This is a genomic window from Thioalkalivibrio sp. ALJ12, from assembly GCF_000378305.1.
Lineage (GTDB): Bacteria > Pseudomonadota > Gammaproteobacteria > Ectothiorhodospirales > Ectothiorhodospiraceae > Thioalkalivibrio.
Map to the genome: position 1 here is coordinate 101,664 of NZ_KB899538.1, position 16,762 is coordinate 118,425.

Sequence of the window (16,762 nt, forward strand, 5' to 3'; positions counted from 1 at the left end):
GCCCCGATACGGAACCCGCTGCCACGGAGACGGTCCCGAGCGACATGAGCAAGCACCTCGTCATTGTAGAGTCGCCCGCCAAGGGCAAGACCATCGAAAAATATCTCGGCCCGGACTACCAGGTCATGGCCTCCTATGGCCATGTCCGCGACCTGGTCCCCAAGGAAGGGGCGGTGGACCCGGAAAACGGGTTCCGCATGAAGTACGACGTGATCGAGCGCAGCGAAAAGCAGATCGAAGCGATCGCCAAGGCGCTGAAGAAATCCGATGACCTGATCCTCGCGACTGACCCCGACCGTGAAGGCGAGGCAATCTCCTGGCATCTCTACGAGGTGCTGCGTGACCGCGGCCTGCTAGACGATCGTGGCGTGCATCGGGTCGTGTTCCACGAGATCACCAAGAAGGCGATCCAGCAGGCGATCGAGGAACCGCGCGACCTGGCCAAGCCGCTGATCGATGCCCAGCAGGCGCGCCGCGCGCTGGACTACCTGGTCGGCTTCAACCTCTCCCCGCTGCTGTGGCGCAAGATCAAGCGCGGCCTGTCCGCCGGGCGCGTGCAAAGCCCGGCACTGCGCATGATCTGCGAGCGCGAGAACGAGATCGAGGCCTTCGTCCCGCGCGAATACTGGACCCTGGATGCGAAGGTCGAGCGCCAGGAGCAGCCGTTCACCGCGCGCCTGACCTACCTGGACGGCAACAAGCTGGACCAGTTCGACCTGAACAGCGCCGAACTCGCACATGACGCCCAGAAGCGCCTGACCGAGGCCGCGAACGGCGAGCTGCGTGTCGCCAAGGTCGAGAAGAAGCAGCGCCGCCGCAACCCGGCCGCGCCGTTCACCACCTCGACCCTGCAGCAGGAGGCCTCGCGCAAGCTGGGCTTCACCGCATCGCGCACCATGCGCACCGCGCAGCAGCTGTACGAGGGGATCGATCTGGGCTCCGGCGCGATCGGCCTGATCACCTATATGCGTACCGACTCGGTGGCCCTGGCCGGCGAGGCGATTGGCGAGATCCGCGGCCTGATCGAGGAGCGCTATGGCGCCAACAACGTCCCCGACAGCCCGCGCCAGTACAAGACCAAGTCGAAGAACGCGCAGGAGGCCCACGAGGCTATCCGCCCGACCTCCGTGCGCCGCCTGCCGAACGAGGTCCGCGCCCGCCTGAGCAGTGACCAGGCCCGGCTGTACGACCTGATCTGGAAGCGCACCGTCGCCTGCCAGATGATCCACGCGACCTTCGACACCGTGGCCGCCGACCTGGTCCCGGGTGACAGCCGACACCAGTTCCGCGCCACCGGCTCCACCCTGGTCGACCCCGGCTTCATCGCCGTCTACCAGGAGGGCCGCGACGACGCGCAGGATGACGACGAGGACAAGCGCCTGCCGGAAATGGCCGAGGGCGACACGGTCCAGCTGGAAGAGGTCACCGCCGACCAGCACTTCACCGAGCCGCCGCCGCGCTACACCGAGGCCAGCCTGGTGAAGACGCTGGAGGAATACGGCATCGGCCGTCCGTCCACCTACGCCAGCATCATCTCCACGCTGCAGTCGCGCGAGTACGTGGAGATGGACGGCAAGCGCTTCATCCCGACCGACACCGGCCGGATCGTGAACAGCTTCCTGACCCAGCACTTCGACCGCTACGTGGACTACGACTTCACCGCGAAGCTGGAAGACGAGCTGGACGCGATCTCGCGCGGCGAGAAGGACTGGGTCCCGGTGCTGGAGGATTTCTGGGGCGACTTCCGCGACCGGGTGAAGGAGAAGGAAGAAAACGTCACTCGCGCCGAGGCCGTGCAGTCGCGCGAACTGGGCCCCGATCCGCAGAGCGGACGCCCGGTCAGCGTGCGCCTGGGCCGTTTCGGCCCGATCGTGCAGATCGGCACCAAGGACGACGAGGAGAAGCCGCGCTTCGCCGGCCTGCTGCCCGGGCAGAAGATGGACAAAATCACCCTCGACGAGGCGCTGGAGCTGTTCAAGCTGCCGCGCGACCTCGGCGAGACGCCCGAGGGCGAGCCGGTGATGGTCAACATCGGCCGCTTCGGACCGTACGTGAAGTACGGCTCCAAGTACGCCTCCCTCGGCCCGGACGACGACGTCTGGACCATCGAGCTGCCGCGCGCGCTGGAGATCGTCGCCGAGAAGAAGAAGAAGGACGCCGAACGCTTCATCAAGAGCTTCGACGAAGAGGGCATCCAGGTCCTCAACGGGCGCTACGGCCCTTACGTGACCGACGGCAACAAGAACGCCAAGATCCCCAAGGAGACCGATCCCAAGTCCCTGACGCTGGAGCAGTGCCAGGAACTGATCGCCGCCGCCCCGGAACGCAAGGGCCGCGGCCGCAAGGGGGCGGCCAAGTCGACCGGCAAGTCCTCCGGGAAAACCGCCTCCAAGTCGTCGACCGCAAAGAAGACGACCACGAAAAAGGCAGCCACCACCAAGAAGGCCGCCAGCAAGACGGGCACGAAAAAGGCCACCGCAAAGAAGACGAGCACGTCGAAGAAGGCCCCGGCGAAGAAGGCTTCGACCGCCAAGTCTGGTAGCGCGAAATCCGGCAGCGGCGACAGCCGCCTGAGTGCCCAGCCCTCCGGCGACCGTGGATCCGAATAGCCAACCGCTGCTAACCCCCGAGATCGAGCCCGTCGCGCAGTGCGTGCGCGACGGCGGCGTGGTCGCCTACCCCACCGAGGCGGTCTTCGGCCTTGGCTGCCGCCCGGATGACCCCCGGACGATCGATCGCATCCTCGAGATCAAGGGCCGCCCGGCCACCAAGGGACTGATTGTGGTCACCGACCGGCTGGATCGCCTCGCGCCCTGGCTGGCGCCGCTACCGGCCGAACGCCGGGCCGAGATCGACGCCAGCTGGCCTGGGCCGACCACCTGGCTGCTACCCGTCACCGATGCCTGCCCGCCGCTGCTGCGCGGCGAACACGACAGCCTCGCGGTACGCGTCACCGCCCACCCGGAGACGCGCGCGCTGTGCGCGGCCGCGGGCAGCCCCCTGGTCTCCACCAGCGCCAACCGCGCGGGCATAGAGCCCTGCCGCACCTGGGACTGCGTGAACACGCAGCTCGGGGCGGGCATCGACGCGATCCTGCAGGCAGAATGTGGCGGGCGCACCGCACCCAGCACGATCCGCGATGCCCGCACCGGGGCCTGGCTCCGGGGCGCGCCGGATACCCACGAATAACCAACCGGGACGCAGCATGAGCCAGGACCACGTCTCCATCGACCGTGTCATCGACTACCTGCAGGGCCTGCAGGACCGCATCTGCCAGGGTCTCGAGGGCCTGGACGGCCAGGCCCGCTTCCAGGAGGACGCCTGGGAACGCCCGGCCGGCGGCGGCGGACGGACCCGCGTACTGCACGAGGGGCGGGTCTTCGAGCAGGCCGGGGTCAACTTCTCCCACGTGATGGGCGACAACCTCCCGGCCTCGGCCACCGCGCACCGCCCGGAGATGGCCGGACGCTCGTTCCAGGCCACCGGCGTGTCGCTGGTGATCCACCCGCACAACCCGTATGTGCCGACCTCGCACGCGAATGTGCGCTTCTTCATCGCGGAGAAGCCCGGCGAGGAGCCGATCTGGTGGTTCGGCGGCGGCTTCGACCTGACCCCGTACTACGGTTTCGACGAGGACTGCATCCACTGGCACCGCACGGCCGAGGCCGCCTGTCGTCCGTTCGGCGAGCACCTCTACCCGGCGCACAAGCAGTGGTGCGACGAGTACTTTCATCTCAAGCACCGCGACGAGCCGCGCGGCGTCGGCGGGCTGTTCTTCGACGACTTCAGCGAGGGCGGCTTCGAGCACGCCTTCGGCTACATGCAGAGCGTCGGCAATGCCTATCTGGATGCCTACGGCCCGATCGTCGAGCGTCGCCACGCGACCGAATACGGCGAGCGCGAGCGCCAGTTCCAGCTCTACCGGCGCGGGCGCTATGTCGAGTTCAACCTGGTCTACGACCGCGGTACCCTGTTCGGCCTGCAGTCGGGCGGGCGCACCGAGTCGATCCTGATGTCGCTGCCGCCGCTGGTGCGCTGGGAATACAACTACCAGCCGGAAGCCGGTACGCCCGAGGCCGAACTCTACGAGCGCTATCTGAAGCCGCGCGACTGGCTGACCGAGTCCGCCGGCTGACCCACCAACAAGGACGACCCGCATGACCGCACCGATCGCCCCCTATCCCGTCGGCCGTCCGCGCCGCATGCGCCGCGACGCCTTCTCCCGCCGCCTGATGCGCGAGCATCACCTGCGCGCGGACGACCTGATCCTGCCGGTCTTCGTCACCGAGGGCGAGGGGGTACGCGAGGCGGTGCCGTCGATGCCCGGCGTGGAGCGCGTCAGCATCGACCTGCTGCTGGAGGAGGCGGCCGCGGCCGTGCGCCTCGGCATCCCGGCCCTGGCCCTGTTCCCGGTGGTCCCGGGCGAGAAGAAGAGCCTGGATGCCGCCGAGGCCTGGAACCCCGAGGGCCTGGCCCAGCGCGCGGTACGCGCCCTGAAGCAGGCCCACCCCGAGCTCGGCGTGATCACCGATGTCGCCCTGGACCCGTTCACCACCCACGGCCAGGACGGCATCATCGACGACGACAGCTACGTGGTGAACGACATCACCGTCGAGGCCCTGGTGAAGCAGGCGCTGTCGCATGCCGCGGCCGGCGCCGACGTGGTCGCCCCCTCCGACATGATGGACGGACGCATCGGCGCGATCCGCACCGCGCTGGAGGACGGCGGGCACATACACACCCGCATCCTCGCCTACTCCGCCAAGTACGCCTCGGCCTTCTACGGGCCGTTCCGCGATGCGGTGGGCTCGGCCGGCAATCTGGGCAAGGGTGGCAAGGAGACCTACCAGATGGACCCGGCCAACGGCGACGAGGCCCTGCACGAGGTCGCGCTCGACCTGGCCGAGGGCGCCGACATGGTGATGGTCAAGCCGGGGATGCCGTACCTGGACGTGGTCCGCCGGATTCGCGACGAGTTCCAGCGCCCGACCTTCGTCTATCACGTCTCCGGCGAGTACGCGATGCTCAAGGCCGCCGCCGAACGCGGCTGGCTGGACGAGCGCGCCTGCGTGCTGGAGGCCCTGACCGGCATGAAGCGCGCCGGGGCCGACGGCATCCTCACCTACTACGCCCGCACCGTGGCCGAATGGCTGACGGAGGACGCGGCCCGATGAGCGAGCCGCGCCCCGATCGTTATGGCGTGGTCGGCAACCCGATCCGCCATTCGCTGTCGCCGCGCATCCATGCCCTATTCGCCGAACAGACCGGGCAGCACCTGACCTACGAGGCCCTGCTGGGCACCCCGGGTCAGTTCGCCGAGGAGGTCTGGGCATGGTTCTCCTCCGGGTTCCGCGGCCTGAACGTGACCGTCCCGTTCAAGGAAGAGGCGTTCGCCCTGGCCCGGGTCCTGACCGACCGCGCCCGGCGCGCCGGCGCCGTGAACACCCTCTGGCGCGACGACGAGCGCCAGCTCCACGGCGACAACACCGACGGCATCGGCTTCTGCCGCGACCTCGACCGCCTGGGTGGCGAGGTGCCCGGCCGGCGCATCCTGATCCTCGGGGCCGGCGGCGCGACCCGCGGGCTGCTGCAGCCCCTGCTGGAGCGCCACCCCGCACAGCTGGTGATCGCCAACCGCACTGCGGCGCGGGCCGAGGCACTGGCCGAGGACTTCGCCGACCTGGCGATCGATACCGAGCTCTCCGCCTGCGGCCTCGACGCCCTGCCCGCCGGCCCGTTCGATCTGGTCATCAACGCCACCGCCGCCGGCCTGTCCGACGCGGGCCTGAACCTGCCCGCGACGCTGGTGCACCCGGACAGCCTGGCCTACGACCTGGTCTACGGCCCCGGTGCGGCCCGGTTCCTCGACTGGGCCCGGGATGCTGGCTGCCGGCAGACGTCGGACGGCCTGGGCATGCTGGTCGAGCAGGCCGCCGAGGCCTTCGCGACCTGGCGCGGCATCCACCCCGACACCACCCCGGTATTGCGCCAACTGCGTCACGAAAACGACACGGCCTGACGCCCGGTTCACCTTCCGTTCAAGCAACGGCGCAATCCTGTTCCCGAGCGCGCCCGTGGGCGCAGACTGAAACCCGGGAGTTCCTTCCCGGCTGGGGGGCAAGCATGATCTCGCGCATTGGTGTTCTGGTACTGGTCGGTTTTCTGACCTTCGCCATCGGCTGTACCACCACGGATCCCTATACCGGCGAGGAGCGGGTATCGCGCACGGCCATCGGCGCCGGTGTCGGCGCGGCTGCCGGGGCCGTGGTCGGCAGCATCACCAGCCGCCGCAACCGCACCCAGCGCGCGATGATCGGGGCCGGGATCGGGGCCCTGGCCGGCGGTGCGATCGGCAACTACATGGACCGCCAGGAGGCCGAGCTGCGCGAGCAGCTGCGGGGAACCGGTGTCAGCGTGACCCGCGACGGCGACAACATCATCCTGAACATGCCCGGGCACATCACCTTCGATATCGACCGCACCGACATCAAACCGGAGTTCGAGGAGGTGCTGAACTCGGTGGCGCTGGTCCTGGCCGAATACGACCAGACCGGTATCGAGGTCGCCGGCCATACCGACATCACCGGACGCGTCGAGTACAACATGGACCTGTCGGAACGGCGCGCTCAGAGCGTCGGGCGCGCCCTGATACGGCGCGGCGTCCAGTCGGTGCGCGTCGACACCGTCGGCTTCGGGCCGCATCAGCCCATCGCGACCAACGAAACCGCCGAGGGCCGCGCGCTGAACCGGCGTGTAGAACTGACCCTGTTCCCGCTGACCGCGGACTGAGCGCCGGCCCCCAGCACGATCGGGCCGGGGATTGCCCGACCCGCCCCCTTCCTCATCCATCCGGCGCGCCGGGCTGGTAAGCTTGGCCGCCATGGACGCACGTGCACGCCTGTGGGAACTGGCCCGACTGGTCCGCCTGGACCGGCCTGTCGGCATCTATCTGCTGCTGTGGCCGACTCTGTGGGCGCTCTGGATCGCAGCCGAGGGCTGGCCGCCGGGTTCGCTGATCTTCATCTTCGTTGCCGGCGTCGTGCTGATGCGCTCGGCCGGCTGTGCGATCAACGACTACGCGGACCGCGACTTCGACGCCCATGTCGCCCGCACGCGCGACCGCCCGCTGGCACTGGGCACCATCACCCCGAACGAGGCCCTGGCAACCTTCGCCGTGCTGGCGCTGACCGCCTTCGTGCTGGTGCTGTTCACCAACCTGCTGACCATTCTCTATTCCCTGGTCGCAGTGGTGCTGGCCGCCACCTATCCCTTCGCCAAGCGCTTCCACCACTTTCCGCAGGTGCACCTGGGCGCGGCCTTCGCCTGGGCCGTGCCCATGGCCTTTACCGCGGTCACCGGGGATCACCCGCCGCCGCTCGCCTGGCTGCTGTACGTGACCGTGCTCGCCTGGACCGTGGTGTATGACACCTTCTACGGGATGGTGGACCGAGAAGACGACCTGAAAATCGGGGTGAAGTCCACCGCCATCGCGTTCGGCGAGATGGACCGTCTGATCACCGCGGGGCTCCAGGTGCTCGTCTGGCTGGGGCTGTACCTGATCGGCCAGCATGCCGGGCTCGGCGGCTACTACACGGCGGGGCTGGTGATCGTGGCGATGCTGATGTTCTACCAGCAGTTCCTGATCGCCGAACGCGAGCCGACCGACTGCCTGCGGGCATTCAAGAACAACCATTATCTCGGTGCCGTGGTCCTGCTCGCGATGATCGCAGACCATCATCTGGGGGGCTAACTCGGTTACGCGCGGGCAAGCGCCAGACCCTCGACCGATGCCGCTCCCGCCGCCCGCAGCGCACGGGCCAGCGCATCCAGGGTCGCCCCGGTCGTGACCACATCGTCCACCAGCAGCACCCGCTCGCCCGCCAACTCCGCGTTCACGGCAAATGCATCGCGCAGGTTCCGGCGCCGCTGTGGACCGCTCAGCGTCTGCTGCGAAGGCGTGGCCCGTACGCGGCGAACGCATGCGGTATCCAGCGGGAGCCCCAGGACCTCGGCGACGCACCGCGCCAGCGGCTCGCACTGATTGAACCCGCGCTCGCGCAGGCGCGAGGGGTGCAATGGAACGGGCACCACGCGGGTAGGCAACGGTGTCGGCACATCCCGGCGTTCGCGGGCTGCCTGTGCGGCCAGGTCCACGAGGATCCGTTCAGCGCGGGCGTGGCCGCTGCGCTTGTAGGCCAGCAGCACCCGATCCAGCGGCCAGGCATAGGCCCATGGCGCCCGCAGGGCGTCTACTGCCGGAGGGCGGCGCTGACAGGCGGGGCAGGCCACTGTCGCCGGCAGGGGTGCCGCGCAACCCGGGCACGGGGCCTCCACCCGCACCAGGTCCTTGCGGCAGGCAGGACAGATGGCCCCGCCCTCCGGCAACGGGGCCAGACACAAGCCACAGTGGTCGGGATACAGCGCCCGGGCCGCCCAGGCGCTCAGCGCACGCAGCGCGCCCGATCGCTCTCCAGTTTGCCCCGGCGTGGCTGAAGGGGGATGAGCCATGATGGTATGCTTCCGCTTTTGCATTCAGGGTAGTCCATGGCGACCAAGACCGTCTCCGCACGCAGTTCGCGGCGCGCCGCCGCGATGTTCGACGTCGGCAATCTGATCAGCGTGTCGATTGCCGGCATCCCGCTGTTTGTGGTTAGCAGCGAGGGGGTCGGAGTCGGCTTCATCATTGCCGCGATCATGGGCATCGTGCCGCTAGTGCTGTGGTTTGGCGCCTCCATGCTGGTGTACGCCCTGAACAAGCACCACCCCGATCCGCGCGTGGGCCATTTCACGCAGTGGGCGGCCTATCGCTACTACGCGCTGATGGGCCTGCTGATCGGGGTCGCCACCTTCTTCCCGCCGGATCTGGCCTACTACCGCGCCTATTGGGCCGTGGCTGCCGCCATCCTGCTGCCGTGGACGGTCTACGCCCTGTTCCGCGTCTACCGCGAACCCTGGGCCGATGTCGCCATCCCGGCGGAAGCCGACAAGGAGCCACACTCATGAGCACGCCCCGCCACGACTGGAACACCGACGAGGTCGAGGCCCTGCTCGACCTGCCGCTGAATGACCTGATCTTCCGCGCGCAGACCGTGCACCGCGAACACTTCGATCCGAACGCAGTACAGGTCAGCACGTTGCTGTCGATCAAGACCGGGGCCTGCCCCGAGGACTGCGCCTACTGCCCGCAGAGCGCGCACCACGAAGTGGAGCTGGAACGCGAGCGCCTGCTGCCACTGGACGAGGTGCTGGAGGCGGCGCGCAACGCCCGCGCCCAGGGTGCGACCCGCTTCTGCATGGGGGCCGCCTGGCGGAACCCGACCGACAAGAACCTGGAACGCGTGATCGAGATGGTCCGTGCGGTCAAGGAAGAAGGCCTGGAGACCTGCATGACTCTGGGCATGCTGAAGGCCGAGCAGGCCCGACGCCTCTCCGAGGCAGGTCTGGACTACTACAACCACAATCTCGACACCTCGCCGGAGTTCTACGGGCACATCATCTCGACGCGCACCTACGATGACCGTCTGGAGACCCTGGAGCACGTGCGCGAGGCCGGCATGAACGTCTGCTGCGGCGGCATCCTCGGCATGGGCGAGTCGCGCCGCGACCGCGCGCGCCTGCTGCAGCAGATGGCCAACCTGCCGAAGCACCCGGAGTCGGTCCCGATCAACCAGCTGATCCAGGTCGAGGGCACCCCACTGCACGGGATCGAGGACCTCGACCCGCTGGAGTTCGTGCGCACCATCGCCGTGACCCGCATCCTGATGCCGGCCTCCTACGTGCGCCTGTCCGCCGGGCGCACCGAGATGTCCGACGAGATGCAGGCCCTGTGCTTCCTGGCCGGCGCCAACTCGCTGTTCTACGGCGACACCCTGCTGACCACACCGAACCCCGGCGAGAACCACGACCTCGCGCTGTTCGAACGCCTCGGCCTGCGCCCGGAGGCCGGCCCGGAAGCCCCCGGGGAATCGGACCGGCCCGCCTCCGCATCGGCCTGATGCCGACCAGCCAGTGGCGGGCGACTTTCCCGATCATTTCTCGGCGGTGGCGGCGGCGTATGCCCGCCACCGCCCGGACTACCCCGCCGATCTCTTTGACTGGCTGGCCGCGCGCACCCCGCACCACGAACAGGCCTGGGACTGCGCCAGCGGCAATGGCCAGGCCGCGCAGGGCCTGCAGCCTCACTTCTCCCAGGTCGTAGCGACCGATGCCGCCCCAGCCCTGCTGGCCGCTCTGCCGGCGACAGCCGGGATCAACCGAGTAGCCTGCGCCGCCGAGGCCTGCGCACTGGCCGATACCTCGGTGGATCTCGCCTGCGTCGCCCAGGCCGCGCACTGGTTTCGCCACGCCGAGTTCCATGACGAGGTTGCACGCGTCCTGCGCCCGGGCGGCCTGCTGGCGATCTGGGGCTACGGCATCCTGCGCGCCGAGGACCCGGCGCTGGACCGCCTGCTGACCGACTTTCACGACACCACCCTGGCGCCCTGGTGGCCGGAAGAACGCAGCCATATCCGCAGCCACTACCGCGACCTGCCGTTCCCCTGGCCGGAGATCGAGACGCCCGAGTTTCGGATCGACCGCGAATGGGGCCGCGACACCCTGCTCGGCTACCTCGGCACCTGGTCAGCCATCCGCCGCGCGCAGGCGGCCGGCCAGGATCCGCTGGCCGTGCTGGAGCCGGCCCTGCGCGCGCTGTGGCCGAATACGGACATCACCGCCCGCGTCCACTGGCCGATCTTCCTGCGCGCCGGGCTGCGGCCGTGAGCGATTCACCATGAGCCATTCACCATGAGCGAGTCGCTGCAGGCCTTTCTGCAGGCCCGCCTCGACCGCGTGCGCACGGACGGTCGCTGGCGCCGTCTGCGCACGCTGGACGGGCCGCAGCAGCCGGAGCAGGTCATCGACGGTAAATCGATCGTCGCCTTTTGCTCCAACGACTACCTGGGTCTGGCGGCCGATCCGGCCGTCGCCGCCGCCGCCCGCGAGGCCCTCGACCGCTACGGGTTTGGGGCCGGGGCCGCCCATCTGATCAACGGCCACACCCGCGCCCATGTGGAACTGGAGCAGGCGCTGGCGCGCTTCACCGGGCGCGAGCGCGCGCTGCTGTTCTCGACCGGCTACATGGCCAACCTGGCGCTGGTACAGACGCTGGCCGGCCGCCACGACACGGTGTTCGAGGACCGCTGGAACCATGCCTCGCTGATCGATGCCGTGCGCCTGGCCGGCGCGCGCAGCCAGCGCTATCGTCATGCCGATCCCGGGCACCTGCGCGATCGCCTGGAGCGGGCTCCCGATCGCGGGCATCGGCTGGTCGTCACCGACGGGGTGTTCTCCATGGACGGGGATATCGCACCCCTGCCGGAGCTAGCCGCGCTGGCGCGCGAGTTCGATGCCTGGCTGATGGTGGATGACGCCCACGGCCTGTCGGTGCTGGGCGCGACCGGTGGCGGCAGCTGCCAGCACCACGGCCTCGGCGCGGACGATGTGCCGATCCTGATGGGCACGCTGGGTAAGGGATTCGGCGCCGCCGGGGCCTTCGTTGCCGGCTCCGAAGCCCTGATCGAGACACTGATCCAGACCGCCCGGCCCTACATCTATACCACCGCGATGCCGGCCGCCCTCGCCGCCGCAACGCTGGCGTCCGTGCGCATCGCCGAGGCCGCAACGGATCGGCGGGCGCACCTGCAGGACCTGCTCCAGCGCCTGGGGGCGGGCCTGGACCGGCTCGGCCTGCAGCACCCGCCTCCGTTGACCCCCATCCAGCCGGTCCAGATCGGTGACGCCCACCGCGCTAGCGACGTGGCCGAGAGGCTGCTGGCCGCCGGGTTTCTGGTCCCGGCGATCCGTCCGCCCACAGTCCCCGAGGGCCAGGCACGGCTGCGCATCACCCTGTCCGCCGCCCACACCGAGGCTCAGGTGGATGCCTTGCTACGGGCGCTGGAGCAGGCCCTCGAACATGCGACTCCGTGAACCCGTACACACCCCGGCATTGACGCCCTTCACGTTTCCGAAAACCGCCATTCCCCGTTAAAGAACCGTTCAGCGACCCCGCGCGAGGCTGGGGCCGAGCACGGTCGAAAGGAGACGGACCATGGCACGGAAACGCAATCATTCCCGACGCGGTATACCCGCCCACCTGAAGGCGCTCGCGGCTGCGGTGCTGTTCGGCTTTGCCGCCGACACCCTGGCCTCCCCGCCGCCCTGGGCACCAGCCCACGGCTGGCGCGCGCAGAACGACCCGGGCTATGCCGGGTACCACGGCTACAGTGTTGACCGCTGGGAACACGACTACGGCGTGATGGGCGGCCGCTGCAACCGCGACGCGATCGGCGCGGCGATTGGCGGCGGTGCCGGCGCCGTCATCGGCCACCAGGTCGGCGACGGCGATCCGGTGGCCATTCTGATCGGGGCGGCCGGTGGCGCGGTGCTAGGCGGCATGATCGGACGCCAGATGGACCGCAATGACCAGGCCTGCATGGGACATGCCCTGGAACTGGCCGAGCCCGGACAGCCCGTCTACTGGGACAATGCCAATGGGCAGCCGGTGCACATGACGCCGGGGCGCGTTCGCGACAGCGGCTGCCGCGACTTCGAGATGATGATCGACGGCGAACGCCACACCGGTACGGCTTGCCCGGACGAACCCGGACACTGGGAGATCCGCGGATAAACGACCATTGGCCCGGGGGCCTTGAACGCCCCCGGGCACCATCGCCTATCCTGCAGGGCCACCCTGCCCTGCCCCGGCCGGCCACACCTTCCGTCCGGCTACCGAAGGGCCGCACAGCACGGAATGTCTCACTCCATGGCCCGGATCCTGCCCGCCAATACGTCCCCGTCCGCACCGGAACGCGTGATCGTTCTGGATGTGCTGCGCGGAGTCGCGATCCTCGGCATCCTGGTGATGAACATCCAGTCGTTCGGACGCATCTCCAGCGAATACCTGAATCCGATGGCTCTCGGCCCCCTCCCGCTGGCGGACTGGATCGCCTGGGTCGTGGTCCACGTGCTGGCGGACGAGAAGTTCATCAGCATGCTGACCCTGCTGTTCGGGGCCGGGATCGTGCTGATGGCCTCGGGTTCGCGCCATCCGGCCGACACCTTCGAGCAGCGCTTTCGCCGCCGCATGGGCTGGCTGTTCCTGATCGGGCTGGCACACGGGCTGATCCTGTGGCCCGGCGACATCCTCGCGGCCTATGCGGTGTGCGGGCTGGTGGCCATGCACTTTCGCGACCACCCGCCGATGACCCTGCTGGGCCTCGGGGTCGCCCTGATCGGCGGGCTGACCGCGCTCTGGCTCGTGCTGAGCGCGATCCTGATCTTCCTTGTCCCCGAGCACTGGCTGCAGATGCTCAACGAGCGCTACTGGCAGCCCGGCGCCGATGTCGTCAGCGACGAGCTCAACCGGATGTCCCTGCACTGGCTGGCGGCGACCGGCGAACGGGCGACCGGTGCACTGACTGCGCAGCTGTGGATGTTCTTCTCCGAGCGCCTGTGGCAGATGCTCGCGATGATGTTCATCGGCATGGCCCTGCTGCGGCTCGGTTTCCTTCACGGGACCTGGTCACTGGCCGGCTATCGGCGCGTCGTGCTGATCGGACTGGGCGCCGGCATCCCGCTGGTACTGGCGGGGCTGTGGTTCAACACGGCCGTGGAGTGGGATCTGCGCTACTCGATGTTCCTGGGCCGCATCGCCAACCTGTGGGGCAGTGTCGCGATTGCCCTGGCCTGGGTAGCCCTGGTGATCCTGCTGGCCCACCCCGACGGGCGGCGGCGGATCCTGCCAGGCGTCATCCGCGCCCTCGAGGCGGTCGGCCGCCTCGCGCTGACCAACTACATCGGCCAGTCGATCCTCGCCGCGATGATCTTCTACGGGATCGGGCTCGGCCTGTTCTCGCAGTTCGGGCACCTCGAACTGCTCGGCATCGTGCTGGCGATCTGGGTGTTCCAGATCACCTTCTCCCTGCTCTGGCAACGCTACATCGGCCCCGGGCCAATCGAGACCCTCTGGCGGCGCCTGGCAAGCTAGCCAGGGTCTACAGCAGCCCCCGTTCAGCCATGGATACGGGGGTGTCGGCGATCACCACGTGATCGAGTATCCGCACATCCACCAGCCCCAGGGCCTCGCTCAAGCGCCGGGTGATCGCGATATCCGAGCGTGAGGGCTCGGCCACCCCGGACGGGTGGTTGTGGGCAAGGATCACCGCGGCCGCATTGTGGTGCAGCACACGCCGCACGACCTCGCGCGGGTGCACGGCGGCGCCGTCAATCGTGCCGCGGAACAGCTCCTCGAAGGCGATCACCCGATGGCGGTTATCCAGGAACAGGACCGCGAAGACCTCGAAGGGATAGTCGCGCAGACGCGCCGCAAGGAACTGGCGGGTGGCAGTCGGCGAGGTCAACGCATCGCCACGCTCCAGGTCGGCGGCGAGGTGCCGCCGACCCATCTCGAGCACCGCCTGGAGCTGGGCGTATTTGGCATCCCCCAGCCCCGGCGCCGCGCAAAATCCCGCCTGATCGGACTGCAATAGAGGCCGCAGCCCGCCGAAGCGGCTGAGCAGATCGCGCGCGACATCGACCGCGCTCTTGCCGGCCACGCCGGTGCGCAGAAAGATCGCCAGCAGCTCTGCGTCCGAAAGCGCAGCCGCGCCCCGTTCGATCAGCTTCTCCCGCGGGCGCTCGGCCGCGGGCCAGTCGGTAATCGCCATCCCCACCTCCCTGTGGTTCAGTCGTTTGGTTTTTTCGTTCCAGGCCGTCTCGGTCATCCCGACCGTAGCGAAGAACCGTAGGATGCGTTGAGCGGCAGCGAAACGCATCGATTCGGACACCAATGGCAAGCATGATGCGTTTCGCTGCCGCTCAACGCATCCTACGACCCTGCTGGTAGCCCTCGGTCAGTCCTCGAAGCGGGAGATATCACGCACCGCGCCGAAGGCGGCGGAGGTCGTCATCAGGGCGTAGGCGCGCAGGGCCTGGGTGACCGGGCGGGTCCGCGACTCGGGCTTCCAGGCCTTCGCGCCACGGGCCTCCATCGCCTCGCGCCGGGCTGCCAGGGTGGCGTCGTCGACGTCGATGCGGATCTCGCGCCCGGGGATGTCGATCACGATGGTGTCGCCCTCCTCGATCAGGCCGATCGCGCCGCCCTGCGCGGCCTCCGGGGAGACGTGGCCGATGGACAGCCCGGAAGTACCGCCGGAGAAGCGCCCGTCGGTGATCAGCGCGCATTCCTTGCCCAGCCCCTTGGACTTCAGATACGAGGTCGGGTAGAGCATCTCCTGCATGCCGGGGCCGCCCTTCGGACCCTCGTAGCGGATGATCACGACGTCACCCGCCTGGATGCGGTCACCGAGGATCGCCTCGACGGCCGCGTCCTGGCTCTCGAACACCCGCGCGGGGCCGGAGAACTTCAGGATGCTCTCGTCGACCCCCGCGGTCTTCACGATGCAGCCGTCCGGGGCCATGTTGCCGTAGAGCACGGCCAGGCCGCCGTCCTGGGAGTAGGCATGTTCGATATCGCGGATACAGCCGTTCTCGCGGTCGATGTCGAGGCTGTCCCAGGTCTTGTCCTGGCTGAACGCGACCTGAGTGGGCACGCCGCCCGGCGCGGCCTTGTACAGGGTCTCGGAGGCAGCGGCGTGGCGCATCACATCCCACTGCTCCAGCGCCTGGCCCATGGTGTCGGCGTGGACCGTCGGGATATCGCGGTGGATCAGCCCACCACGGTCCAGCTCGGCCAGGATGCCGACCACGCCACCGGCGCGGTGCACGTCCTCCATGTGATAGAGCTGGGTGGCCGGCGCCACCTTGCACAGGTTCGGGACCTTGCGCGACAGGCGGTCGATATCCGCCATGGTGAAGTCCACGTCGCCCTCGCGCGCGGCCGCCAGCAGATGCAGCACGGTATTGGTGGAGCCGCCCATCGCGATGTCCAGGCTCATCGCGTTCTCGAAGGCCTCGAAGGTGGCGATCGAACGCGGCAGCACGGATTCGTCGTCCTGCTCGTAGTAGCGCTTCGCGAGCTCGACCACGCGCCGACCGGCCTGTTCGAACAGCGACTTGCGCCCGGCATGGGTGGCCAGCAGCGAGCCGTTGCCCGGCAGCGACAGGCCCAGGGCCTCGGTCAGGCAGTTCATCGAGTTGGCGGTGAACATGCCGGAGCAGGATCCACAGGTCGGGCAGGCGGAGCGCTCGATGGCCTCCACCTCCTCGTCGCTGGCGCTGGAGTCCGCGGCCTTGACCATCGCATCCACCAGATCCAGGTGGATCACGTTGTCGGTACCCGGCTGCTTCACCTTGCCAGCCTCCATCGGGCCGCCGGAGACGAAGACAACCGGGATGTTCAGACGCATCGCGGCCATCAGCATGCCCGGGGTGATCTTGTCGCAGTTCGAGATGCACACCAGCGCATCGGCGCAGTGGGCATTGACCATGTACTCCACCGAATCGGCGATAATCTCGCGCGAGGGCAGCGAATAGAGCATCCCGCCGTGGCCCATCGCGATACCGTCATCCACCGCGATGGTGTTGAACTCCTTGGCCACACCACCGGCCTTCTCCACTTCGCCGGCGACCAGCTGGCCCAGATCCTTCAGGTGCACGTGCCCGGGCACGAACTGGGTGAAGGAGTTGGCGATGGCGATGATCGGCTTGCCGAAGTCGCCATCCTTCATGCCGGTGGCGCGCCACAGGGCGCGGGCGCCGGCCATGTTGCGGCCGTGGGTGGTGGTGCGGGAACGATAGGCGGGCATGGTCGGATCTCGTGAAC

At 68.7% G+C, this 16,762-nt stretch carries 16 protein-coding genes; 13 read left to right on the forward strand and 3 right to left on the reverse strand.

What is annotated here, in order from left to right; translation table 11 throughout:
• The first annotated feature begins 44 nt into the window (after positions 1 to 44).
• The 7 genes from F467_RS0100490 to ubiA all read left to right on the forward strand — a co-directional run bounded on the left by F467_RS0100490 (position 45) and on the right by ubiA (position 7,750).
• Positions 45 to 2,609 (forward strand): DNA topoisomerase I, encoded by a 2,565-nt coding sequence (locus F467_RS0100490; protein WP_012983639.1) that lies wholly within the window; start codon positions 45 to 47, stop codon positions 2,607 to 2,609.
• Complete coding sequence (locus F467_RS0100495; protein ID WP_012983640.1) at positions 2,596 to 3,189, forward strand: L-threonylcarbamoyladenylate synthase; 594 nt, start codon at positions 2,596 to 2,598, stop codon at positions 3,187 to 3,189. The genes F467_RS0100490 and F467_RS0100495 overlap by 14 nt, the downstream gene beginning before the upstream one ends.
• A gap of 16 nt (positions 3,190 to 3,205) precedes the next feature.
• Positions 3,206 to 4,135, forward strand: coding sequence for an oxygen-dependent coproporphyrinogen oxidase (gene hemF, locus F467_RS0100500; RefSeq protein ID WP_018138927.1), 930 nt, complete (start codon positions 3,206 to 3,208; stop codon positions 4,133 to 4,135).
• Positions 4,136 to 4,157: 22 nt separating this feature from the next.
• Positions 4,158 to 5,174, forward strand: coding sequence for a porphobilinogen synthase (hemB, locus tag F467_RS0100505; RefSeq protein WP_018138926.1), 1,017 nt, complete (start codon positions 4,158 to 4,160; stop codon positions 5,172 to 5,174).
• Entirely contained in the window at positions 5,171 to 6,019 is an 849-nt protein-coding gene (gene aroE, locus F467_RS0100510; protein WP_012983643.1) for a shikimate dehydrogenase, read from the forward strand. Before hemB ends, aroE begins: the two co-directional genes overlap by 4 nt.
• Positions 6,020 to 6,123: 104 nt before the next feature.
• Complete coding sequence (locus tag F467_RS0100515; protein WP_012983644.1) at positions 6,124 to 6,789, forward strand: OmpA family protein; 666 nt, start codon at positions 6,124 to 6,126, stop codon at positions 6,787 to 6,789.
• A gap of 91 nt (positions 6,790 to 6,880) precedes the next feature.
• The gene (ubiA, locus tag F467_RS0100520) at positions 6,881 to 7,750 is read left to right on the forward strand and encodes a 4-hydroxybenzoate octaprenyltransferase (protein WP_012983645.1); all 870 of its coding nucleotides are present in this window, start codon (positions 6,881 to 6,883) and stop codon (positions 7,748 to 7,750) included.
• Positions 7,751 to 7,755: 5 nt separating this feature from the next.
• Here the strand turns inward: ubiA and F467_RS13855 are convergent, their stop codons facing one another.
• The gene (locus F467_RS13855; protein ID WP_012983646.1) at positions 7,756 to 8,532 is read right to left on the reverse strand and encodes a ComF family protein; all 777 of its coding nucleotides are present in this window, start codon (positions 8,530 to 8,532) and stop codon (positions 7,756 to 7,758) included.
• 12 nt (positions 8,533 to 8,544) lie between these two features.
• Between F467_RS13855 and F467_RS0100530 the strand changes: the two genes are divergently transcribed.
• From F467_RS0100530 to F467_RS0100555, 6 genes are all read left to right on the forward strand, one after another.
• Positions 8,545 to 9,003 carry a hypothetical protein gene (locus F467_RS0100530; protein ID WP_012983647.1) on the forward strand — a complete coding sequence of 153 codons (459 nt, stop codon included), beginning with the start codon at positions 8,545 to 8,547 and terminating at the stop codon, positions 9,001 to 9,003.
• Complete coding sequence (bioB, locus tag F467_RS0100535) at positions 9,000 to 9,995, forward strand: biotin synthase BioB (protein ID WP_018138924.1); 996 nt, start codon at positions 9,000 to 9,002, stop codon at positions 9,993 to 9,995. Before F467_RS0100530 ends, bioB begins: the two co-directional genes overlap by 4 nt.
• A 13-nt stretch (positions 9,996 to 10,008) precedes the next feature.
• Positions 10,009 to 10,761, forward strand: a complete 753-nt coding sequence (locus F467_RS0100540) for a class I SAM-dependent methyltransferase (RefSeq protein WP_018138923.1) — start codon at positions 10,009 to 10,011, stop codon at positions 10,759 to 10,761.
• Positions 10,762 to 10,785: 24 nt separating this feature from the next.
• Complete coding sequence (gene bioF, locus F467_RS0100545; RefSeq protein WP_018138922.1) at positions 10,786 to 11,967, forward strand: 8-amino-7-oxononanoate synthase; 1,182 nt, start codon at positions 10,786 to 10,788, stop codon at positions 11,965 to 11,967.
• 121 nt (positions 11,968 to 12,088) lie between these two features.
• Positions 12,089 to 12,667, forward strand: coding sequence for a YMGG-like glycine zipper-containing protein (locus F467_RS0100550; protein ID WP_018138921.1), 579 nt, complete (start codon positions 12,089 to 12,091; stop codon positions 12,665 to 12,667).
• 135 nt (positions 12,668 to 12,802) lie between these two features.
• Entirely contained in the window at positions 12,803 to 14,026 is a 1,224-nt protein-coding gene (locus F467_RS0100555; RefSeq protein ID WP_018138920.1) for a DUF418 domain-containing protein, read from the forward strand.
• A gap of 7 nt (positions 14,027 to 14,033) precedes the next feature.
• On the opposite strand, the gene radC is transcribed toward F467_RS0100555, so the two are convergent.
• On the reverse strand, positions 14,034 to 14,705 hold the full coding sequence (gene radC / locus F467_RS0100560) for a DNA repair protein RadC (protein ID WP_020404936.1): 672 nt from the start codon (positions 14,703 to 14,705) through the stop codon (positions 14,034 to 14,036).
• 186 nt (positions 14,706 to 14,891) lie between these two features.
• Entirely contained in the window at positions 14,892 to 16,745 is a 1,854-nt protein-coding gene (gene ilvD / locus F467_RS0100565; protein WP_018138918.1) for a dihydroxy-acid dehydratase, read from the reverse strand.
• Between the last annotated feature and the right edge of the window lie 17 nt (positions 16,746 to 16,762).